The sequence below is a fragment of the Macrococcus hajekii genome, from assembly GCF_004359505.1.
Taxonomy (GTDB): domain Bacteria; phylum Bacillota; class Bacilli; order Staphylococcales; family Staphylococcaceae; genus Macrococcus; species Macrococcus hajekii.
In genome coordinates this window covers 392747-413664 of sequence record NZ_SCWE01000002.1, presented here as the reverse complement: position 1 = coordinate 413664, position 20918 = coordinate 392747, and the positions used below count along the sequence as shown (strand labels likewise).

Annotated in this window: 21 protein-coding genes, 1 tRNA gene and 1 other RNA gene; 10 read left to right on the top strand and 13 right to left on the bottom strand. The window is 39.9% G+C overall.

All coding sequences use genetic code 11. From position 1 onward, the window contains the following. Window positions 1–390: 390 nt before the first annotated feature. On the bottom strand, window positions 391–1227 hold the full coding sequence (locus tag ERX37_RS07870) for a patatin-like phospholipase family protein (RefSeq protein ID WP_133430128.1): 837 nt from the start codon (window positions 1225–1227) through the stop codon (window positions 391–393). A gap of 96 nt (window positions 1228–1323) precedes the next feature. Further along, the gene (locus ERX37_RS07865; protein ID WP_133430113.1) at window positions 1324–2856 is read right to left on the bottom strand and encodes a DNA-binding protein; all 1533 of its coding nucleotides are present in this window, start codon (window positions 2854–2856) and stop codon (window positions 1324–1326) included. Window positions 2857–3035: 179 nt separating this feature from the next. On the opposite strand from ERX37_RS07865, the gene ERX37_RS07860 reads away from it, so the two are divergent. The 4 genes from ERX37_RS07860 to phnE (ERX37_RS07845) all read left to right on the top strand — a co-directional run bounded on the left by ERX37_RS07860 (window position 3036) and on the right by phnE (ERX37_RS07845) (window position 6417). Next, the gene (locus tag ERX37_RS07860) at window positions 3036–3992 is read left to right on the top strand and encodes a phosphate/phosphite/phosphonate ABC transporter substrate-binding protein (RefSeq protein ID WP_188352359.1); all 957 of its coding nucleotides are present in this window, start codon (window positions 3036–3038) and stop codon (window positions 3990–3992) included. 78 nt (window positions 3993–4070) lie between these two features. Then, complete coding sequence (gene phnC / locus ERX37_RS07855) at window positions 4071–4844, top strand: phosphonate ABC transporter ATP-binding protein (RefSeq protein WP_133430111.1); 774 nt, start codon at window positions 4071–4073, stop codon at window positions 4842–4844. Next, the gene (gene phnE / locus ERX37_RS07850; protein WP_133430110.1) at window positions 4844–5617 is read left to right on the top strand and encodes a phosphonate ABC transporter, permease protein PhnE; all 774 of its coding nucleotides are present in this window, start codon (window positions 4844–4846) and stop codon (window positions 5615–5617) included. Before phnC ends, phnE (ERX37_RS07850) begins: the two co-directional genes overlap by 1 nt. Next, the gene (phnE, locus tag ERX37_RS07845; RefSeq protein WP_133430109.1) at window positions 5614–6417 is read left to right on the top strand and encodes a phosphonate ABC transporter, permease protein PhnE; all 804 of its coding nucleotides are present in this window, start codon (window positions 5614–5616) and stop codon (window positions 6415–6417) included. Before phnE (ERX37_RS07850) ends, phnE (ERX37_RS07845) begins: the two co-directional genes overlap by 4 nt. 36 nt (window positions 6418–6453) lie before the next feature. Here phnE (ERX37_RS07845) and recR read toward each other — a convergent pair whose 3' ends face one another. The 9 genes from recR to ERX37_RS07800 form a co-directional block, all read right to left on the bottom strand. Further along, the gene (recR, locus tag ERX37_RS07840) at window positions 6454–7050 is read right to left on the bottom strand and encodes a recombination mediator RecR (protein ID WP_133430108.1); all 597 of its coding nucleotides are present in this window, start codon (window positions 7048–7050) and stop codon (window positions 6454–6456) included. Beyond that, window positions 7050–7370, bottom strand: coding sequence for a YbaB/EbfC family nucleoid-associated protein (locus ERX37_RS07835; RefSeq protein ID WP_133417615.1), 321 nt, complete (start codon window positions 7368–7370; stop codon window positions 7050–7052). Before ERX37_RS07835 ends, recR begins: the two co-directional genes overlap by 1 nt. A 15-nt stretch (window positions 7371–7385) precedes the next feature. Next, window positions 7386–9029: a DNA polymerase III subunit gamma/tau gene (dnaX, locus tag ERX37_RS07830; RefSeq protein WP_133430107.1), complete on the bottom strand. Its 1644-nt coding sequence runs from the start codon at window positions 9027–9029 to the stop codon at window positions 7386–7388. Between the two features lie 87 nt (window positions 9030–9116). Further along, window positions 9117–10361 (bottom strand): aminoacyltransferase, encoded by a 1245-nt coding sequence (locus ERX37_RS07825; protein ID WP_133430106.1) that lies wholly within the window; start codon window positions 10359–10361, stop codon window positions 9117–9119. Window positions 10362–10475: 114 nt separating this feature from the next. Next, an RNA gene (gene ffs / locus ERX37_RS07820) (signal recognition particle sRNA large type) lies at window positions 10476–10741 on the bottom strand. Between the two features lie 39 nt (window positions 10742–10780). Beyond that, entirely contained in the window at window positions 10781–11515 is a 735-nt protein-coding gene (gene treR, locus ERX37_RS07815) for a trehalose operon repressor (RefSeq protein ID WP_133430105.1), read from the bottom strand. 29 nt (window positions 11516–11544) lie between these two features. Then, window positions 11545–13179 (bottom strand): alpha,alpha-phosphotrehalase, encoded by a 1635-nt coding sequence (treC, locus tag ERX37_RS07810; RefSeq protein ID WP_133430104.1) that lies wholly within the window; start codon window positions 13177–13179, stop codon window positions 11545–11547. A 15-nt stretch (window positions 13180–13194) separates the two neighbouring features. Beyond that, the gene (gene treP, locus ERX37_RS07805) at window positions 13195–14658 is read right to left on the bottom strand and encodes a PTS system trehalose-specific EIIBC component (RefSeq protein WP_133430103.1); all 1464 of its coding nucleotides are present in this window, start codon (window positions 14656–14658) and stop codon (window positions 13195–13197) included. A 183-nt stretch (window positions 14659–14841) separates the two neighbouring features. Then, a tRNA-Ser gene (locus ERX37_RS07800) sits at window positions 14842–14934 on the bottom strand. 147 nt (window positions 14935–15081) lie between these two features. Between ERX37_RS07800 and ERX37_RS07795 the strand changes: the two genes are divergently transcribed. The 6 genes from ERX37_RS07795 to ERX37_RS07770 all read left to right on the top strand — a co-directional run bounded on the left by ERX37_RS07795 (window position 15082) and on the right by ERX37_RS07770 (window position 19766). Further along, window positions 15082–15774, top strand: coding sequence for a CYTH domain-containing protein (locus ERX37_RS07795; protein WP_133430102.1), 693 nt, complete (start codon window positions 15082–15084; stop codon window positions 15772–15774). 162 nt (window positions 15775–15936) lie between these two features. After that, entirely contained in the window at window positions 15937–16989 is a 1053-nt protein-coding gene (locus ERX37_RS07790) for an SDR family oxidoreductase (RefSeq protein ID WP_229713209.1), read from the top strand. 13 nt (window positions 16990–17002) lie between these two features. Next, window positions 17003–18052, top strand: a complete 1050-nt coding sequence (locus tag ERX37_RS07785; protein WP_133430101.1) for an ABC transporter permease — start codon at window positions 17003–17005, stop codon at window positions 18050–18052. A 9-nt stretch (window positions 18053–18061) separates the two neighbouring features. Continuing rightward, a complete protein-coding gene (locus ERX37_RS07780) occupies window positions 18062–18730 on the top strand; it encodes an ABC transporter ATP-binding protein (protein ID WP_133430100.1) in 669 nt (222 codons plus the stop codon). A gap of 12 nt (window positions 18731–18742) precedes the next feature. Next, a complete protein-coding gene (locus ERX37_RS07775; RefSeq protein WP_133430099.1) occupies window positions 18743–18925 on the top strand; it encodes a hypothetical protein in 183 nt (60 codons plus the stop codon). A gap of 58 nt (window positions 18926–18983) precedes the next feature. Then, window positions 18984–19766 carry a catalase family protein gene (locus ERX37_RS07770; protein WP_133430098.1) on the top strand — a complete coding sequence of 261 codons (783 nt, stop codon included), beginning with the start codon at window positions 18984–18986 and terminating at the stop codon, window positions 19764–19766. Between the two features lie 19 nt (window positions 19767–19785). Here ERX37_RS07770 and ERX37_RS07765 read toward each other — a convergent pair whose 3' ends face one another. Then, window positions 19786–19977 (bottom strand): hypothetical protein, encoded by a 192-nt coding sequence (locus ERX37_RS07765; RefSeq protein ID WP_133430097.1) that lies wholly within the window; start codon window positions 19975–19977, stop codon window positions 19786–19788. A gap of 67 nt (window positions 19978–20044) precedes the next feature. Next, on the bottom strand, window positions 20045–20782 hold the full coding sequence (locus tag ERX37_RS07760; protein WP_229713207.1) for an alpha/beta hydrolase: 738 nt from the start codon (window positions 20780–20782) through the stop codon (window positions 20045–20047). Window positions 20783–20918 lie beyond the last annotated feature (136 nt).

Below are 20918 nucleotides of genomic sequence, written 5' to 3'. Positions count from 1 at the left end.
CTCCATAATAGATTGCTTGATAAAGCTCTTTGACTGCTTGAGCCAGTCACTCTTGGGAATAGCATAAATGCTACTCAAATTATTGGAATTAACGTTGACATATTGTCATTCAGTTTTCAATGTTCATCTTTCGTCTCACAAGATTTAACTATACTCTCTTTCGTTATGAAAGTCAACTACTTTTTTTAAATTCTTTTAAAATTTATTTTCAAGCCGTTAAGTTATATCTTTACCGGACAAGTTTTAATTATACGCTCTTCATTTGATGAAGTCAACACTTCTTTAAATTTCTTTTTCAGTGCTGGTTATTATCTCTGCCGGACAAGATATAACTATACAGGCTTTATAAGCATTGAACAAGCATCAAAATTACACTTCTCATCATTTATTTTAAAAGTCCTTAATTGCCCTAATTTTTTGCTCTGCATCCCGATAGCCTAGTTCATAGAGTTGATGGAGCTTGTCTCTATTCTTCTCCATGCGGTCTACCTTTAGATCGAGTGAGGGTCTGATGAGAAGGACGTGACCCGCCTCTGCTTCTCTCTCTATATAATGCAGAGTTTCATTATAACGACCTGGCCGTCTGCGCATTGCTTCATTAATGGCCGGATATTGCTTCACTTTAAAATACTTGGCTATACGACTCGACTTTTTAAAGTAGCCTTTCGGACGCGTTAATACCACTACGTTCTTCTTAATGCCATCCTGCTGTGCTTTTCTTAAAGGTATAGGGTCTGTTACGCCTCCGTCTAATAACTTCTTGCCTTTATATTCTACTACAGGTGCCATTAACGGCAATGAACTAGAAGCTCTTAATATCGTGAGCATATCTTCTTTAAGATGACTTTTATCATAATATTCCGTCTCCCCCGTTTCACAGTTCGTACACGCAATAACATACTCTCCTTCATACAGAAGAAAGTCATCCATATGATAAGGTTCTAAAACATTCGGAATCTCATCGAATAAAAAGTCCATACCAAACATTTCACGATTTTTAATGTAATTTCCGATTGAGAGATAGCGCTTATCGTCTAAGTACTCTAACGTCACTCGCTTATTGCGCCCTTTTTGTTTAGATAGATAGGAAGCTGCCATATTCCCACCTGCTGATACACCGATTACATAATCAAATGAAATCTCATGATTTAAAAAGCAATCCAGTACTCCAGCAGTGTAAATGCCACGCATACCTCCACCTTCTAAAACTAAACCTTTTTTCTCCATCGTCGTCACCTCAATATTCATGTATTCCATATTATAGCAAAATTTAATAGCAAAATAAAAAAACAGCCCTTATCGGCTGTTTCACATCAATCATTTTTATTTAATTGCTGTTGTTTCTGTATAGAGAGAAGTTGTTCCCTTTTTAAGTCTGATACTGGCCGTTCCTGTCTGGCCTTTAATCGTTTTCGTCTTTAACAGTACTATCGCATTGCCAGAAGCATCAGTCTTAGCAGAGAATGACGGACTATAGCCCACTGGACTCCAGCTGCCATTCATATAGAAAGAACCGAGCTGTGTACCGCTCGTATTATAGATGCCCACCTTCAGGTCACTATACAAGGTGTTGGGTGTAAGTCCATTCAACTGAAGTGTCAGATTAAATTCAGTCCCGTTCGTAATCACAGGAACGATAAAATCATATTTACTTGTGACAGGAGAAGCCGGCGTAGGAGCAGGTGCAGCTGTTCCGTAACCATAACTGCCTGATTTAAATGTACTTTCGTCATACCACTTATAACCACTAGCAGGAGTTCCCCAGGGTTCATGCTCAGGCTCAGTAGATGTAGCAGGATTCTCAGTAGCAAGCTGCGGTGAAACCTCGTCCAACTTAATGCCTTTTTCCTTAAAAGTCGTGTAGCTTTCGTCTTTCGTCAGCCAGTCTACTAAGTTATTCAGAAGAGTAGCATCGTCAGCTTCCTTGTAGCCATCATAAGTTGTTTTTGTCTGGCCATTATCTTCTCTTTTATATTTAGATGTTGCATCTTCTACCATAGAAGAGTCACCGATAAAAGCAGCTTTCCCAAGTCCTACCTTACTGATGGCCACGTAAGCCCCTTCAGCAACGCCTCCACCAAAGTAGACACCCTGATCGACTCCAGGACCCCACTTATCAGAAGACGTCAGACCATCAGGCAGATAAACGATGCCTTTTGCAATATCAGGATTAGTGATTGCAATAGTGGAACCTGCGTGCATCGCTACATGGCTGACATTCTTTGTTATACCGAAAGAATCAATCGTGCTGACGACATGTGTGGCATCTATATTATTGAGCGCGTTATATCTGAAACGGACCCCAAAGTTATTACTTAACCAGTCAGACCCCGTTACCCCTGACATGCGGGATGATTGTCTTTCTTCAGTCGTCATGCCTTTAGTGGGAGCCGAATAAGCTCCACGTCTATAACCATTAAACACTTCTGACGAGTCAAAGCGATTCAGATTTCTATCAGCATTGTAATGATCAGCAATAAAAAATACACTGCCACCTGCCTTAACATAAGAAACAAGCGCTGCTTGCTCAGTCGCTTTAAAGGGAATGTTTGCTTCCGGAATGACAAATGCATCATAAGACTGAAGATCTGATAACACAATCGGTGTATTTTTGCGCAGTTCCTTAACAGCGTAGCCCCGGTGCATCAATCCCTGTCCAAAATCTGAGAAAGCACCGTCAATGACCCAGTCCGCTGCCCCTGCAGTCTGACCGTGTGTATTATCAAACAGTACCTTTAATCCATTAGCTGTAGTCGGTAGTTGTTCAGGTGCCTTATCATTGAAGTTCTCAGCTTGTGCACAGCCACTTAGTATGACGAGCGAGAATAAGGAACTTGTCAGGATTTTTTTCAGCATATGTCATCTCCATCAAATTTGATTAATAAATTAATTATACGATTTGTGTTTTAAGATAGTATTAACAATTTGTAAATATTAAGCTGGAAAATTTAACTTTTAATTTACACAATTTACCTGACCTCTTTGTTATGATGGTTAAGGGTTTTAACAATTAAATGGAAAAAAGGAGCGTTATTATGTTTAAAAAGATTATAAAAACATCAGTTCCCGCATTGATGGCAGTTACTATGCTCACAGCTTGTGGTACCAATGATTCATCTTCAAAAGATGCAGCTAAAGAAGGTGATACAAAGTCGGCTACTAGTGAAAAAGGCTATGCACCTGAAAAATTAACTGTTCAGTTCGTTCCTTCTCAAAATGCTGAAACACTTGAAGCAAAAGCTAAACCGCTTGAAAAATTATTAAAAGATGAGTTGAAGATTCCAGTCGAAGTTTCTGTTTCAACTAACTATAATACAATTGTTGAAGCAATGAAATCCAAAAAAGTAGACATCGGCTTCCTGCCTCCTACTGCTTACGTTCTTGCGCATCAGCAGAAAGCAGCTGACGTATTACTTCAGGCACAACGCTACGGTGTTAATAATGACGGTACACCGACTAAAGAATTAGTAGATTACTACAAATCACAGTTTATCGTGAAAAAAGATTCAGGTATTAAAGACCTCAAAGATATGAAAGGCAAAAAAATTGCAATGCAGGATGTTACTTCTACTGCAGGTTATGTCTTCCCAGCGGTTGAACTGAAAAAAGAAGGCATTGACCCTCTTAAAGATATGGAAGTAACAACTGTTAAAGGACACGACCAAGCGGTTATTTCATTATTAAATGACGATGTTGACGTCGCTGTAACGTTCCAGGATGCACGTAACATTGTTAAAGGTGACCAGCCTAATGTCTTTAAAGATACTAAAATCGTTAAATATACAGAAAAGATTCCTAACGATACAATCTCAGCTCGTTCTGATATGACAGATGAGTGGAAAAAGAAAATTTCTGATGCCTTCATTAAAATCGGTAAAGATAAAGAAGGACAAAAAATTATCCGTGAAGTCTACTCACACGAAGGTTACATTAAATCTGATGATTCTAAATTTGATATCATCCGTGACTATGACAAAAAGGTTAAAGAATAATCTATCCATCACAAGCATCGATCAGAAAAAGCTAGACTCACTCGGTGAGTTTAGCTTTTTATATTAAGGAGTGTAGAAATGAGTCAAATTGTATTTACAGATGTCAGCAAAGTCTATCCCAATGGTCATGTCGGGCTCGATCACGTCAACCTGGAAATCAATCAGGGTGAATTCATTGTGATTGTCGGGTTATCAGGTGCCGGAAAATCTACCTTACTGCGTTCCATCAACCGCCTGCATGAAATCTCAGCAGGTGATATTTCAATCGACGGACAGTCCATCACGCGTGCTAAAGGCAATAAATTACTGATGATGCGTCGCAACATCGGCATGATCTTTCAGAGCTTCAACCTTGTTAAACGCTCATCTGTCATCAGAAACGTACTCAGCGGCCGTGTAGGCTATCATCCGACCTGGAAGATGGTGCTGGGTCTTTTCCCTAAACATGATAAACAAATCGCCCTTGAAGCACTGGACCGCGTCAATATCGTTGAGAAGGCTTATAACCGGGCTGATGAACTGTCAGGCGGACAGCAACAGCGTGTTTCTATTGCTCGTGCACTGGCACAGGAACCTAAGATCATTCTTGCAGATGAGCCTGTTGCCTCACTCGATCCATTAACAACAAAGCAAGTAATGGATGACTTAAAGCGTATTAATCAGGAGCTCGGAATTACCGTTATCGTCAACCTTCACTTTGTCGATCTTGCACGCGAATATGCAACACGTATCATCGGGCTCCGTGCAGGAAAAGTCGTATTTGACGGTCCTGTAGAACGTGCAACTGAAGAAGCATTCTCTCACATTTATGGACGGGAAATTAAAGATGATGAGATGATGGGGGTTAAGTGATGACACCAGTTCATTCAGCTAGTCGCATTAAAACCATCTTTACTCTTCTATTATTACTAGCACTGTTGATATGGAGTGGTTATCAGACGCAGTTCAGTTTCTCAAGCCTGGCACTCGGTTTTCCGGAAATGATGAATCTTGTTAAAGAGATGCTGCCGCCAGATTGGTCCTACTTCACAGAAATTATAGAACCCATGCTGGATACTATCCGTATGGCGGTGCTGGGCACTACATTCGGCGCACTGCTCGCTGTACCGGTCGCTTTATTATCAGCGAACAACGTCTTTAAATCTCGCTGGATCAATATGCCGGTCCGCTTTATCCTAAACATTATCCGTACAGTCCCTGATTTGCTTCTTGCTTCTATATTTGTAGCTGTATTTGGTATCGGTGCACTGCCAGGTATATTTGCCTTAACCGTACTGTCATTCGGTATTGTTGCCAAGCTTTTTTATGAGGCACTTGAAAATATAGATGAGGGCCCGCTTGAAGCGATGACTGCTGTGGGTGCTAACAAAACAAAATGGATTACTTTCGGCGTGCTGCCACAGGCTCTGGCACCTTATCTTTCATTCGTTCTGTTCACGTTTGAAATCAATATACGTGCAGCTGCTGTTCTAGGCCTGGTCGGTGCAGGTGGTATCGGTCTCTTCTATGATAAGACACTCGGTTACTTTGAATATCCAAAAGTGACAACAATCATTATCTTCACATTAGTGATTGTGCTGATCATCGACTACACAAGTACGAGAGTAAGGGAGCGATTATTATGAGCAATTATAACTACTTAAAGCCGAAATCATCAGCTCCTGCAGTCATTAGAAATGTCGTTCTCATCCTTCTTCTTCTCAGTATCTACATCTGGGCATTCAGCGGAATGCCGAAGATTGAAATCAAAGATAAGTCATGGGAGATTCTTTCCAATATTTTAAAAGGCATTATTCACCCGGACTGGGGTTACGTCTATATGCCTGAAGGAGAAGATCTGCTTCGAGGTCTGCTTGAAACATTCGCTATCGCCTTTTTAGGGACTGCTATTTCAGCTGTATTATGTATCCCGCTCGCTTTTCTCGCTGCAAAGAATATATCGAATCGCTTCTTATCAGAAGTGAGTAAGTTCTTCCTCAGCCTTATTCGCGTCTTTCCTGAAATCATTATGGCACTCCTCTTCATTAAAGCTGTAGGGCCAGGCGCTTTTGCTGGTGTACTGGCAGTAGGAATCCACTCAATCGGTATGCTCGGTAAGTTATTTGCTGAGGACATGGAGAATCTGGACCTCGGTCCTTCTGAAGCCCTAACAGCGACAGGCGCTAACAAGACAAAGACATTGATGTTTGCTGTCGTACCGCAGATTCTTCCAGCATTTATCTCCTTTGTGCTCTATCGTTTTGAAATCAATCTGAGAAGTGCCTCTATTCTCGGTTTGATTGGTGCGGGTGGTATCGGTACACCTCTTATCTTCGCCTTGCAAGGTAGAACATGGAGCCGTGTCGGCATCATACTGATTGGTATCATCATCATGGTTGTGATAGTTGATACCATCTCAGGTATGATTCGTAAACGTCTCGTATAAACAAAAGAAACCTCCCCTTTTTGGGGAGGTTTCTTCTTATATTTCTGTACGTCCGGATATCGCTTTAGATAAAGTCACTTCATCTGCATATTCAAGGTCGCCACCGACTGGGAGACCATGTGCGAGACGTGTGGTCTTAATGCCGATTGGTTTGATGAGTCTTGAGATATACATTGCTGTTGATTCACCCTCGATATTCGGATTAGTTGCGAGAATCAATTCCTGAACTTCCTCATCCTTCAGACGCGTTAAGAGGCTCGAGATATTGATATCTTCAGGACCAATGCCTTCCATCGGAGAGATAGCGCCCTGCAGGACATGATATAGCCCTTTATATTCACGCATTTTCTCCATCGCAATCACATCTTTTGACTCTTCAACTACACAGATCATCGAACGGTCTCGTGTTTTATCCTGACAGATGTAACAAGGATCTGTATCCGTAATGTGTCCGCATACAGAACAGTAAGTCAGTTCTCTTTTTACATCAACTAAGGCTTTGGCAAAGTTCATCACGTCTTCTTCTTTCATGTCCAGGACATGAAAAGCAAGTCGTGAAGCTGTCTTCGGTCCAACACCTGGTAACTTCATAAAGCTATCAATCAATCTTGATATAGGTGCAGGATAATGCATTACATCATTCCCGGAATATTTAATCCTTTAGTGTGCTGACCTAAACGTTCTGCTGTTACATCATCTGCTTTAGATAACGCTTCGTTTGTCGCTGCTAACACTAAATCCTGTAACATTTCGATATCTTCTGGATCTACTACTTCTTCTTTAATGATGACATCGATTACTTCTTTATGACCTGATACTACAACAGTCACCATACCGCCACCTGCTGTACCTTCGATACGTTCTTCTTTTAATTTCTCCTGTTCTTCAGCCATTTTCTTTTGCATTTTCTGCATTTGTTTCATCATTTGCTGCATATTTCCGCCACCGCGCATAATTATTTCCTCCTATTAGTCAATGATATTAATGGTATCTTTCCCAAATAACTCTTCTGCTGTCTTCACAATATCCTGCTGTTTCGGCTTATCAACCGGTTGTGCTTTACGGTTCTGGATATATTCATGTCTGACCTGCAGCCACTGTGAGTCTGGTACACCTACCATTTTAACTTTTTTATTGATGATTGTGTACACAATCGACTCAATCTTTTCTCGTTTTTCTTCATCTTTGTTAACAATATCAGAGTGAATGTCATCACTGAATTTAATCAGCACGTGGGTTGCACTCGCTGCAACAGGCTCTGAATTCTGTAGCAGACTGACAAGTGCACGCTGATCATTTTGTTTAACGTGATCAATTAAGGACTGCCAGTTTTCCTGCAGATACGTCAGATCTTCCCTATTTGCGTTATCCAGTACTGTTTCAATCTGCGCCATTGAAAAATGATTTTTTGTTTTATTTTCTCTTTTGGCAGGCTTGGATGGTGCTGATACCACTGGATTCAACTGAACTGCTGATAGTTTTTCTTCAAATGCTTTCAGACGTTCATCAATATAAGCATGATCTATCGTTTCAGTTGCAGGACCATTTATTTTCTCTTTTACTTTAACCAGCTCAGATAACTTTACTATCAACACTTCGAAGTGAAGATTCATGTTGACCGCAAAACGCATAGAGACAAGCGTATCATTAATTTTATCGATCATTTCATAGATAGTGGAGAGCTCGAGCGTGTAAATCTCTCCTTCTTGTTGCTCGCCTGTTACAAAATCAACGATGACGTCACGTAAGAAGTAAATAAGGTCATTCACTAGGCGATTTACTTCTTTACCATCACTTAGAAGCTGATGGAAGAGATCAAACGCGCCTCGTACATCATGCTGTATAATCAAATCCGTCAACTGTCTGAATTCCTCTTTGCCGACACTTCCTGTTACATTTAGAACATGCTGTAATGTCAGTGATTCATCACCGAATGCAATCGCCTGGTCAAGAATACTAAGGGCGTCACGCATCCCCCCTTCAGCCGACTGTGCAATAAACTCAAGCGCTGCCTGTTCATAAGTGATCGCTTCCTTATCACAGACATAAGCCAAATGCTGCATGATATCAGGTGTGCTGATGGCTTTGAAATCAAAGCGCTGACATCTTGAAATAATGGTCGGCGGGATTTTATGCGGTTCAGTTGTTGCTAAAATAAAAATAGCATGCGCAGGCGGCTCTTCTAACGTTTTCAACAATGCATTAAAAGCGCCTGTTGTCAGCATGTGCACTTCATCGATAATATAGACCTTATATTTAGATTCACCAGGTGCATATTTGACTTTATCCCTAATATTCCGAATTTCATCGACCCCATTATTACTCGCTGCGTCAATCTCAATAACATCTGAATTGGAGCCGTTTGTAATCGAGATACAACTAGGACACGTATTGCACGGCTCTCCGTCATATCTCTCTGTACAATTAATCGCTTTGGCAAATATCTTCGCAATACTTGTCTTGCCTGTTCCGCGCGGACCGTTGAACAGATAAGCATGAGAAATCTTATTTCTGGCAATCGCATTTTTCAGCGTCGTTGTGACATGTTTCTGGCCTATCACTTCTTCAAATGATTGAGACCGGAATACACGATATAAAGCTTGATAACTCAAGACGTCCCCTCCACACGTTGTAATAAATCTATTATACCATTTTCAATCACAAAAAATAGGAACACAAGTAGTGTCCCTATTCAAACATTATTTTCGTTTTAATAATTTATAGAGCTTATAGGCAGGTGCATTAAGCGGTTTAATGAAGTCTCCGATCTGTTCATCGATGTAAGCATTGAAGCCTTTCTTAAACTTAATGACACCCATATCCGGTGAAGTTTCTTCATTGAAATCACCGCTGACCCCGTAAAAATTATAGCGTTTTAAGCCGAGTTGATTGGCAAACTTAATCATTTCCCACTGCATAAGATAAGCACCCATAAATTTATTATATTTAGGATTAGAGCCACTTGATAAATAGTAAAGCTCATGATTATTGAAGATATAGATGGCACTCGCCAGTTCAAGTACATCATCGTCAGTTGTCTTTAATTCTTCTGTTTCTTTAATCTTTTTCTCAATCTGCTTCACGGCTTTTTCAAGTTCAGCTGTTTTATTCTTCAGTTTTCTGAAATCCGGGTTTTCTTTCAGCTCTGCGTCAGACGCTTCGAATTCAGACTGTTTTTCTTTTAACTGCACGTTTAGACGCTCTAAATATTCATTCAGATCGATATAAGTCATCACAACACGCGCATTGTCCCCGTACATCTTTTTCATACGTTTGAATGTAGCAAGGTCAAAGAGTGAGAAATCATGCTTATCTTCTGCCATACGATACAGTCTGAAAAACTTCTCCATCTCATCATCGGCTAAATCACGAATCTGCACACCCATTTCAATAGTCTTATTGATATTACGACGCGTCTTATATTCCATCTCCTTCAGCAGCTCAGCATCCGACTTCGCTGTCAGATCAAGAACAGAGAAATAACGCGCCTGAGAATCTAAAGAATAGCCTACTGAATAACCTTTATGCATATAACCCAGTGATGTCATTGTCTCAATAATCTCATCAACCGGCTGTTCTTCTGTGACATTGCCATCTCCGTCCAGATAATTTCTTGTCACATACGGGTCGACAAGAACGAATAGACCTTTGCGTGCTTTCAGGTATTTAGTGAGATGTGTATAGAAGAATCTCACCAGTTCTTCGTTATGGTGGTCCATAACCGGTCCTTTATGCGTATAAAAATATTTAAAGAATTTAAAGCTTGGCGCCCCGTTTAATAGACAGGCCGCAAGCACACGCTCACCTTCTTTCACACCTACTAAATGAACATCCAGGTTCATAGCCTTTCGCCCTTCATAGTGTGCACGTGATTGCGTATAATGACTGAATTCATCTTTTACAAATGAATCAAATTCATCAATCGTCAGTTCACAGAATTTCATATTATTACTCCTCCTCGATTCACTTTCAAATTATGACATAATTTGAAAAAATTAAAAAGACATATCCACTGGATATGTCTTGAAGTTTAAATATAAGATTAAGAAATTAAAAAGCCGTGCACCTTTGCTTTGTTAAGCAGGCATGAGCGGAACCTTGATCGACAGCTCAAAGACGGCTACCCCAGCCACACACAAGGTACCACTTAATGCTGCTTCCTTCCGGACCTGACATGATTCATGGGCTTATGTTGACCAGGACCGACTTCTCAACACTACGTGTCAAAGTCAGACCTCACAAATTGCTTACCGTAGCAAAGGAATTCAGTCTTGCCTAAGCGGATTGCAAGTACAGGGAACCGCTACCTCCCCACTTAGCACGGTAGTATATATGATACTATATGTCTCTTGTACTTTGCAAGTTATTTATCCGCTTCTAGGTTTCTTCTAGAAAAATCGACAAATTTGAACTCACTTGCTCTATGTTTAGAAATATTATATTGAAAAGGAACTGCATTCGATAAATGAACGATTGAACGGACAGTCGCAGCATAAGGCGGTTCAACTGTACCAAAGATTTCAAGTTCTGCATCTGTCATCGGCTCAAAAGTAATGGCTTTATTCGAATAACTGATATTTAAATCCAGCTCATTCTCTATATAGGCATAGATAGACTGTTGTGCTATTTCTTCTGTCAGACCTTCTACAATATCAGCGAGGAAATAATCTGTATCAATAATATTAACCCGGCCATTCTTGCGACGAGAACGGATGACTTCATACAGATCAGCTTCATCCTCTAAATGAAGTGCTGCTTTAACAAGAGGATGTCCACTGACAGATACCCGCTGAAATGATTCTACTTTCGTCTCGTAATCCATACCTAAAGAATTATTAATTTCCTCGAAGCTGATCAACTTGGAAAAAGGGAAATTAGTACTCTCCTGATAGATAACGACTGACCCTTTTCCTTTTAACTTCTGGATATAGCCATTTAACTGCAGTAAATTTAGTGCCTTACGCACCGTTTCACGTGATACATTATAGTGTTTGACCAATATGCTCTCAGAAGGCAGTTGATCATGGAATTCATATTCTCCTTGAAGAATCTGTCCACTGATTTCCTGATAGATAGCCTGGTATTTATTCCTGTTCATTATTATCCCTCTTATTCTTGGTGATGAAGTTATTTTAATATTGCAACTGCCTGATAAGGTTGAAGCGTATCATGAACCCCTTCATAGTTGTTTATTAAAGTTTCTCCCATTATAGCCATTGATGCGGGAATTTTGACAGCTTCCTTACTGAAATTCGCCAGGACCGTTACTTCCTGCCCTTTATACTGACGTCTATAAGCGAAAATCTGAGGATGATCAATAAGTTCCGGAACAATACTACCGTAAGTCATAACATCAAGATCATGACGTAGTTGTATCAATTTCTGATACGTATAGAAGATTGACCGATCATCCTCCAGTGCACGTTCCACATTAATAGTCTTATAATTATGGGCAACATCAATCCATGGTGTGCCCGTAGTAAAACCGGCATTATCAGAAGCATCCCATTGAACAGGTGACCGTGAATTATCACGTGATTTCTGCTGAAGAATCCGAATCGCTTCTTCATGTGAAATGCCCTTTTCAAGCATAATAGGATAAGCATTCAACGACTCTACATCACGGTACTGACTCATATCTTCAAAACCAAGATTCGTCATACCAATTTCTTCGCCTTGATAAATATAAGGAGTCCCTTGCAGAAAATGAAGCGTAATAGCCAGCATTTTTGCGCTAAGCACACGATTCTCTTCGGAAGAATCATCACCAAATCTTGAAACGACACGAGGCTGATCATGGTTACACCAGAAAATCGCATTCCAGCCGCCACCTGCTGCGATACCCGTCTGCCACCTGAAGAGAATTTTCTTCAGTTCGATAAAATCATACGGCATCTCAGACCACTTCTCACCGTCCTGATAATCCACTTTAAGATGATGGAAGTTAAAGACACTACTCAGTTCCTGTCGCTCAGGCTTCGTATACTTAATACAGTGTTCAAGCGTCGTCGAACTCATCTCACCTACTGTCATAAAACCTTCTTTATCACCAAATGTCGCACGATTCATCTCATGCAGATAGTCATGAACTTTCGGTCCATCCGTATAGAATTCTTTACCTTCTTTTGGTGAATTATCGTAAGAACCTTTTGAAATCAGATTGATGACATCAAAACGGAAGCCATCCATACCAAAATCAATCCAGTAATTAATCATATCGTAAATATCACGACGTACCGCTTCATTTTCCCAGTTCAAATCGGCCTGAGTGACATCGAAGAGACGCAGATAATATTGACCCGTTGCCTCGTCGAATTGCCATGCATTACCACCGAACTTGGACTCCCAGTTCGTCGGCGGACCATCCTGTCCATCTTTCCAGATATAGTAGTCACGATATGGATTATCTTCAGATTTACGAGATTCAACAAACCAGTTGTGATAGGTAGAGGTATGATTGATCACGATATCCGACATAATCTTGATGCCACGTGCATGGGCCGAGTCGAGCAGACGTTTAAAGTCTTCTTTCGTACCGAAGTCAGGATTAATCTCATAATAATCACTGATATCATAACCATTGTCATTCATAGGTGAACGATAAACAGGCGTGAGCCAGATATAATCAATACCCAGCACTTTTAAATAATCCAGTTTCTCGATAATCCCATTAATATCACCTTGTCCATTACCTGTCGTATCTTTAAATGATTTCGGATAAATCTGATAGACGACTGATTTCTTCCAATCAGTAACTGCCATTTTTAAAACTCCTCACTACTTCATTAATTTTTCGTCTTTTACAATCGGTGCTGCTTCACTACCTTTAGAAAATCTTGAGAAAATAAGTGTCAGTACAATCGGTAATACCATTGCGATGGCCATACCAATTAAGAATGTCATACGGAATCCTTCATTAATTGAAATGATACCTGGTACGCCACCTACGCCTACTTTACCTAGTACTTTTTGTGCGCCAAATAATGCTCCCACGATTCCAGTCGTAATAACAGCAGCGATAAATGGATACTTGAGGGGAATATTAACACCGAACATAGCCGGTTCAGTAACACCCAACCAGCCTGAAATTCCTGAAGTAAGAGCAAGCCCTTCTTCTTTCACCATTTTACGACGTTTGTATAAGAACCAAGCCGCGAATGCTGCAGAACCTTGAGCAATATTTGAAATAGCTAGAATCGGCCATAAATAAGTGCCACCAAGAGATGAACTCATCAACTGGAAGTCAACTGCCAGGAACATGTGGTGCAGCCCTGTCACTACAAGTGGTGCATAAATAAGTCCGTAAATAAGTCCGCCTAACCAGCCCGCTTGACCGAAAATAAATTGGATAATACCTGTAATTTGCGTACCTAACCATAAAGCAACAGGTCCAATAATTAAGAATGATAAGAATCCAACTAATAATAAAGCAACAGGTCCAACAACTAGCATTTTGATTGAATCGTGAACACGTTTATTTAAGAAACGTTCTACTTTAGCAAGTAACCAAGCTGCAAGTAATACCGGTAATACCTGACCCTGATAATTTAACTTATTAATATGAAGTCCAAATACATCCCACTGAGGAATCTCTGTCAGTTGCCCTGTCTCAGCATTACCTAAACTATATTGAGAAGCAAGACCAGGGTGACACATAATCAAACCAAGTACTAATCCAAGAATTGGACTACCACCAAAGACACGCATTGCCGACCAACCGATTAAGGCAGGTAAAAAGATAAAGGGAGCTGCTGCAATAAAGTTAATGATTTCTGCCAAATCTTTAAGTTGCGGATACATCTCAACTAAAGATTGTTTGCCAAATAACCCACCTGCTGTTAACACATTATTTAAACCAAGCAATAGACCTGCTGTTACGATAGCAGGCAATAATGGAATAAAGACATCACCTAATGTTTTAATCGCACGTTGAAGTGGATTCATTTTGTCTGCCGCCGCCGCTTTCACTTCTTCTTTCGAGCTCTCACCCATTCCTGTTTCTTCAGTAAAGACCTTATAAGCTTCGTCTACTGTTCCCGGTCCAATAACAATCTGGAACTGGTTATTTGCTGCGAATGAACCTTTTACAAGATCAATCTTATCCAATTCTTCTTTATTGACTTTAGACTCATCATCAAGTGCTAAACGTAAACGGGTTACACAGTGTGTTGCCGCATTGACATTCTCTTTCCCGCCAATAGCATCAATAATTCGTCTGACATCATCTCTATTAACTGCCATAACTTCATCTCCTCTAACTTGAATGCTTTAATTGTATCAATGTCTATACAAGTTTGTAAATGCTTTCAGAAAGGGGTTTCACAGTTATTTTATTTACTTTAGTAACATATCTCATATAAACAAAAAAGATGCCCTGATTAACAGGACATCGATCTATATATTTTCGTTTAATTATAAAAATAATGGCGGAGGAAGAGGGATTCGAACCCCCGCGAGCCGTTAAGCCCCTGTCGGTTTTCAAGACCGATCCCTTCAGCCGGACTTGGGTATTCCTCCAAATAAGACAATATCAATCTTATAATATGTCTAAATATTTGTCAACAGTTTTGCTATTTTTAATTTTCATATAAAATGGGTAAAGATTAATCTTAATTTTCATATAAAATGGGTAAAGATTAATCAATGAAAGCGAGGCACTATAAAATGATCTATGAAGTAAAGGTTTATGCGGATAGCACTAAAGTGTTGAATAAAAAAGGACATATTAAAAATAAATTATTAAAAGCTTTTAAAGCAAAAAGTAAGGATGAAGATTTTCTCGTTCAGTTTATCGATCATCAGACAAGAATGAACTATGATAACAAAGTGACCATTCGCGTCAGAAAATCTGAATACGATGAACATCTGGAACTGCAGTACAAGAAACGATACCCTATCAATGACCATGATGTGGAAGCTGCTATTAAACAGGCTGAAAAAGACGGTATCAATGGCGAACTGGAAGTTGAGTATGGCATCAATACACAGACACTCAGTGTGACACATGTGGTAGAAGTTCCGCTCGATGAACATATTTTACCTGCTCTTGATGTCAGTCATCAGCATATTACCGAGCAGGCGCCTGACATATTTGCGCCCTATCTGACCGAATTAGATGAATCTACGTTAGTAGGACCGGTTGAATTCGAAAGACATATCGGAAAATTGAACAGTTATAAAATCAAGCTGGAAAAGTGGGATATTGGAGAGACTCATATTGTAGAGCTTTCTTCTAAAGTAAAAACACCCGCTGAAGCATTTGAGCTTCAACAGGCATTGATTCATCGCTTAACAGAGCTGAAAGTATATGAAGCTACAGACCAGCTCAAAACTGAAATGATTTTCAACCATCATTGATTTAAACTTGTTTAGCAAGCGACGTTATATAAAAAGAATGCATCATGATTAAAATAAACATTTTGCATTCTTTTTATCCTCACGTTTCGTTTGTTTTTTTGTTATCAATAACGCTACAATTATAGTACAACTTTCTGGGTATATATAGATATATCTGGAAATATGATTACTTTAGAATCGGAAGTGGAAACCCTGAATATTTTTTTAACGGGCGCGACTGGCTTTGTCGGCGCTCAGCTCATTCATCAACTCGCTCAGAATCCTGAGCATCATCTTTACATCCTCTACAGAGATGAGGCGAAAAAACAGAAGCTGATCAGTGAGCTTCCTAATGCCTCTCTTCATTTTGTACAAGGAGATATCACCTCTGAGAATTGTGGTGTAGATTTTTCACACCATCATCTTCCACAGATGGATTACTTCTATCATTTAGCTGCCCTCGTTAAATTCGACGAAGAATTACGTCAGCAACTTTTTGAAATCAATCTTGAAGGCACGAGACATGCCCTCGCTTTAGCTCAAGTACTTAATACGAAGCACTTCCTCTATGTTTCTACAGCCTATACAGTCGGTCAGAATGAACAGGCTAAAGAAGAACTGCATCCTCTATCTACACCTGTCAATAATCCATATGAAGAAAGTAAACTTCAGGCTGAACATGTCGTGATGCAGGCACCTATGAAAAAATCTATACTGCGTCCTGCCATTATTATCGGTGATTCTGTCACGGGTGCCGCAGATTCGAAGTTTACACTATACGGTTTTATGAAGGCCTTAAAAGTATTTCGCCGGAAGATATCGCGCTCTGTTACTAGCCAGCAATTTCGCTTATTCGGTCATGATAACGGGACATCTAATTTAGTGCCTGTCGATTATGTTGTTCGTGTACTCGGCCATGCGCTTCAAGCTGAAGATGGTAAAATTTATCATATTACGAATAGTGCACCGCCACATAATATGGAGATTCTTTCTATTATTAAGAAGTACTTGAATTTTGATCAGTTGACTGTAGCACCTGAAAGTGAAAGAGCGACTATCACTGACGAAGAAAAAATTCTCAACTCTTATATCGCTGTATTCGATCCATATTTCAAAAAATCAGTGGTTTTTGAAGATAATAATACTGCTGAACTGCTTAAGCTTTTCGGTGAGTCTACATTAACACTGAGTCGATCACAACTCGATATGATTATCCGCACATTTTTATTAAAATAAAGGAGGTTGACACATGTTTTTAGCGTGGAAAGAATTACTTTATAACAAATTAAAGTTTAGTTTAATCATTGGTGTACTAGTTTTAATTGGCTACCTGCTTTTCCTTATTTCAGGACTATCTAACGGTCTGATGAATATGAACCGCGAAGCCATTGATACATGGGGCGGAGACGCCATCGTGATGACTGAAGAGTCCAACCAGAATTTAGCACAGTCCGTTATGGATCAGGATGCAGTAGATGGAAAATTCAAGAATGCTGCACCGATTAAAAATACAGCTGTCATCACTTCAACAGCTGACAGAAAACAGAACGCCCTGTTATTTGGCATTCAAAAAGGTTCGTTTATTGAGCCAAAAATTAGCGACGGTAAAATGTTCAAGGATGATTTTGAAGTGGTAGCAGATGATACATTTAAAGAAAAAGGGTTTAAAATCGGCGATAAACTGGATCTCGCGGGCACAGATGAGACGTTGACGATTACTGGGTTTACTGAAGGGGCTAAATATAATGCAGCGCCTATTCTTTACAGTAATGATGAAACTGCAGATGTTCTGACAAATGGTCGTCTGAATGACAAAGTGAATGCGTTCGTTGTAAAAGATTCAAACTTTAAAGGTGTTAAAGTGGACAGTGATTTACAAGTGATTGATAGTGAATCATTTATTAAAAAGTTACCAGGTTATACTGAACAGAAATTAACACTCGATTTTATGAGTTATTTCTTATTTGCTATTTCAGCATTCATTATCGGTATCTTCTTATACGTTATCACAATTCAGAAAGCACCTATTTATGGTCTCTTAAAAGCACAAGGTATCAGCAACAGTTTCCTTGCAAAATCAGTCATCTTCCAGACACTGATTTTATCAGTTCTTGCTGTTCTTATTGCGCTTGGCTTAACATTACTGACCGCTTACTTCCTGCCGCCAGTAGTTCCTATTATATTTAAATGGCAGCTCATTGCTATCTATGCTGCAACATTAATTATTACAGCATTATTAGGCGGACTGTTCTCAATCCGCTCTGTACAAAAAGTCGATCCATTAAAAACAATCGGGTAGGTGAAAAAAATGGTCTTAACCCTAGAAGGTGTATCCAAAAGTTTCGGTAAAGATAATACGTATGTCGAAGCATTGAAAGCGACTGACTTCCATCTGGAACGTGGTGAAATGGTGGCTATTGTCGGTCCTTCAGGTTCCGGTAAAAGTACCCTGCTGACTATCGCCGGGCTGCTGCAGAAACCTTCATCAGGTCGTATTATCATTAATGATACAAATACAACAGATTATAACGAGAAAAAACGTTCTCAGATCAGATTAAAAGAAATCGGCTTTATCCTGCAGGCTTCAAACTTAGTCCCTTTCCTTAAAGTGAAAGATCAGCTTAAACTGCTGGATAAAGTCAATCGTAATCATCTGTCAAAAGAAGAGCTGGCAGAAAAAGTGCAGACACTAGGTCTGGAAAAAGTAATGAACCAATATCCAAGTGAACTGTCAGGTGGTCAGAGACAGAGGGTCGCTATCCTGAAGGCTATCTATACGAAGCCATCTGTCATCCTGGCTGATGAACCGACAGCAAGTCTGGATAGTGAAAAAGCATTTGCTGTTATCGAGCTTATTCGTGAAGAAGTACGTGGTATGGACAAAGCAGCTATTGTCGTCACACACGATACAAGACTGACAAAATACTTTGATAAAGTTTACGAAATGAAAGATGGTTACTTGAATAGAATTAATTAGAAGGTGAATTATGTGGAATCACATCGCGATGCATTTGTGACTGCCAATGAGGTATATGATATGGGGGTCCCGCCTAACGTTCTCTCCATGTGGATGACAAATGACCTGATTCAGGTGGCCCATAAAAATAAATTTGATCGCTTTTTCTGGAAACATGAAGTAGAAGCATTGATCCAAAAATATTTAAAGAACTGACGAGCGTCAGTTCTTTTTTTAGTAAGCATGGGTATAGAAGGAAAAAGGATGTGTTGAGATGACAACAACGGCAGAGAGAATCATTAACTATATCGAAATGCTCGGTGTACATGACAAAGGACTGAAGCGAGCTCACGCGCGTGGCTATTACTACAATGCAACGGTTGAACTGACGGATGAAGGTAAGGTCTTGTTAGGTGATAATACAACGGCTCTTGTCAGATTATCGGATGCACCGCCTAATAAGCGGACACCTGAACAACTCATTTCATTGAAAGGTCTTGCTATTCGCTTTAATGAAACTGACAGCCATTTTATCTTTATCAATTTTCCTTATTTTCCGTTTGTAAAAAAAGAATCAATTCTTAAATTTACAACGTATGTGAATGCCATCAAGCAGACGAATGACTGGATGGTCATATTTAATCTATTGCGTAAAATAGGTCAACTTGAACAATTTGGTCAACGTCTAGGCAAATTAGCAAAGCATTTCCCTTTGTCGACGATAAGAAGATTTCAGATTTATCATAACTTGCATTACTTTAAAACCGAACAGGACTATGTCAGATTTCATGTCGAGTATCATGAGGATATCAAGTTATATGCAGAACGTTATAGCGCGCCTACCTCTATTGAAAAAATTCGTCATGACGGTAAAGTGAGTGAAATAGGACGTCTCGTTATTACTCAGGAAATCGAAGAAGATATTCCTTATTTTGAACTGCTAAAAGCAGGGCCATATCTATCTGTTCTACCAGATGATGACATCATTCAGCTGAGAGATGAGATGTATCAAATATCAGCTGACAGACGATTAATTGAACAAAATAAAAAACGCTGAGTCCAGCTGGACTTAGCGTTTAATTGGTATAGCGACTATCATATGGATTTCTTGCGCGCTGATCAATCAAGAACATGATCGCAATAAACAATATACCTAAGGCAACAAAGACAAATGCGCCGAATACTGATGTCTCATATATAGCAAAACCTGCCATAATCTCAGCGAGTCCAATAACGAACACAATGAGTTTCTTCATAGTGTTAGACATAATCTCACTCCTTTATTTAACGTATCATTATCATACACCATTCAGATAAAAAAATACGTTTTCAGGTTTAGACATCTTTGTGACAGAAATAAGAGATAATATATTTCTCAGTCGATGCCTGCCCTCGTCCAAGAGTCATAAGATGACCTGCAGATGCAAGACTGACCAGTTGTTTCTGACTGGTTAACTGCTCATGAATAAACTGGGCACTCTCCGCATAACTCTTGTCATCACGCTCACCATACATGACTAAGACCGGTGATTTTATTTTGTCCAGATTTCCCATGAGATGCTCAATCATCGAACAGAATTTCTCTGTCCCTTGTGAGTAGTTCTTAATAAGAGCCAGCTGACGTTCATTTTCATGATCAGCCATCCCGAGCATTTTATTCAGACGCATGCCATATTGCTCGAGTCTATAATCAATACTCGTCGCATCCTTGGAGCGTGGGGCAGACATGATAACCCCTTGCTCAATTTCAGGATATGTTTCCAGTAGTTTCAGCGTATACAAGCCGCCAAGTGACACGCCTACTGCACTGACTTTTTTATGGCCCTCACTCTTCAGAAACTCATAGCTATCGACGACTACCTGCCACCAGTCATCTGTATCATATTCCAGGAAATCTTCCAGCAGTAGACCATGCCCTGGGTAAGAAGGAACATAAGTCGTAAACCCTTCCGCGTTCAGCCGCTTCGCTAACTCCTTCACATCACGTACAGTCCCTGTAAAAGAATGTAGCAAGAGAATTGCATGGTCACTTCCTTTTAAATAAATAGGACTCGGATTCTTTAATTTAATCATCTTCATCAACTCCAATCCTATTTATTATAGCGATATGGAGGAGAGCAGCGCCACTGAGATGATTTATGATGCACGAGTGGCGCGGTTTGCGACACTCAGATTTGTTTCGGCGTGCGAGTGGCGCGGTTTGCGACAC

Excerpts from the sequence above, each read along its gene's own strand:
- ERX37_RS07865 (WP_133430113.1), bottom strand. The coding sequence starts at position 2,856 with ATGCTGAAAAAAATCCTGACAAGTTCCTTATTCTCGCTCGTCATACTA.
- ERX37_RS07870 (WP_133430128.1), bottom strand. The coding sequence starts at position 1,227 with ATGGAGAAAAAAGGTTTAGTTTTAGAAGGTGGAGGTATGCGTGGCATT.
- treP (WP_133430103.1), bottom strand. The coding sequence starts at position 14,658 with ATGGCAGTTAATAGAGATGATGTCAGACGAATTATTGATGCTATTGGC.
- ERX37_RS07780 (WP_133430100.1), top strand. The coding sequence starts at position 18,062 with ATGGTCTTAACCCTAGAAGGTGTATCCAAAAGTTTCGGTAAAGATAAT.
- ERX37_RS07790 (WP_229713209.1), top strand. The coding sequence starts at position 15,937 with ATGATTACTTTAGAATCGGAAGTGGAAACCCTGAATATTTTTTTAACG.
- ERX37_RS07825 (WP_133430106.1), bottom strand. The coding sequence starts at position 10,361 with ATGAAATTCTGTGAACTGACGATTGATGAATTTGATTCATTTGTAAAA.
- ERX37_RS07860 (WP_188352359.1), top strand. The coding sequence starts at position 3,036 with ATGTTTAAAAAGATTATAAAAACATCAGTTCCCGCATTGATGGCAGTT.
- phnC (WP_133430111.1), top strand. The coding sequence starts at position 4,071 with ATGAGTCAAATTGTATTTACAGATGTCAGCAAAGTCTATCCCAATGGT.
- treR (WP_133430105.1), bottom strand. The coding sequence starts at position 11,515 with ATGAACAGGAATAAATACCAGGCTATCTATCAGGAAATCAGTGGACAG.
- phnE (WP_133430109.1), top strand. The coding sequence starts at position 5,614 with ATGAGCAATTATAACTACTTAAAGCCGAAATCATCAGCTCCTGCAGTC.
- ERX37_RS07835 (WP_133417615.1), bottom strand. The coding sequence starts at position 7,370 with ATGCGCGGTGGCGGAAATATGCAGCAAATGATGAAACAAATGCAGAAA.
- recR (WP_133430108.1), bottom strand. The coding sequence starts at position 7,050 with ATGCATTATCCTGCACCTATATCAAGATTGATTGATAGCTTTATGAAG.
- ERX37_RS07760 (WP_229713207.1), bottom strand. The coding sequence starts at position 20,782 with ATGATTAAATTAAAGAATCCGAGTCCTATTTATTTAAAAGGAAGTGAC.
- treC (WP_133430104.1), bottom strand. The coding sequence starts at position 13,179 with ATGGCAGTTACTGATTGGAAGAAATCAGTCGTCTATCAGATTTATCCG.
- ERX37_RS07765 (WP_133430097.1), bottom strand. The coding sequence starts at position 19,977 with ATGTCTAACACTATGAAGAAACTCATTGTGTTCGTTATTGGACTCGCT.
- ERX37_RS07770 (WP_133430098.1), top strand. The coding sequence starts at position 18,984 with ATGACAACAACGGCAGAGAGAATCATTAACTATATCGAAATGCTCGGT.
- ERX37_RS07785 (WP_133430101.1), top strand. The coding sequence starts at position 17,003 with ATGTTTTTAGCGTGGAAAGAATTACTTTATAACAAATTAAAGTTTAGT.
- phnE (WP_133430110.1), top strand. The coding sequence starts at position 4,844 with ATGACACCAGTTCATTCAGCTAGTCGCATTAAAACCATCTTTACTCTT.
- ERX37_RS07795 (WP_133430102.1), top strand. The coding sequence starts at position 15,082 with ATGATCTATGAAGTAAAGGTTTATGCGGATAGCACTAAAGTGTTGAAT.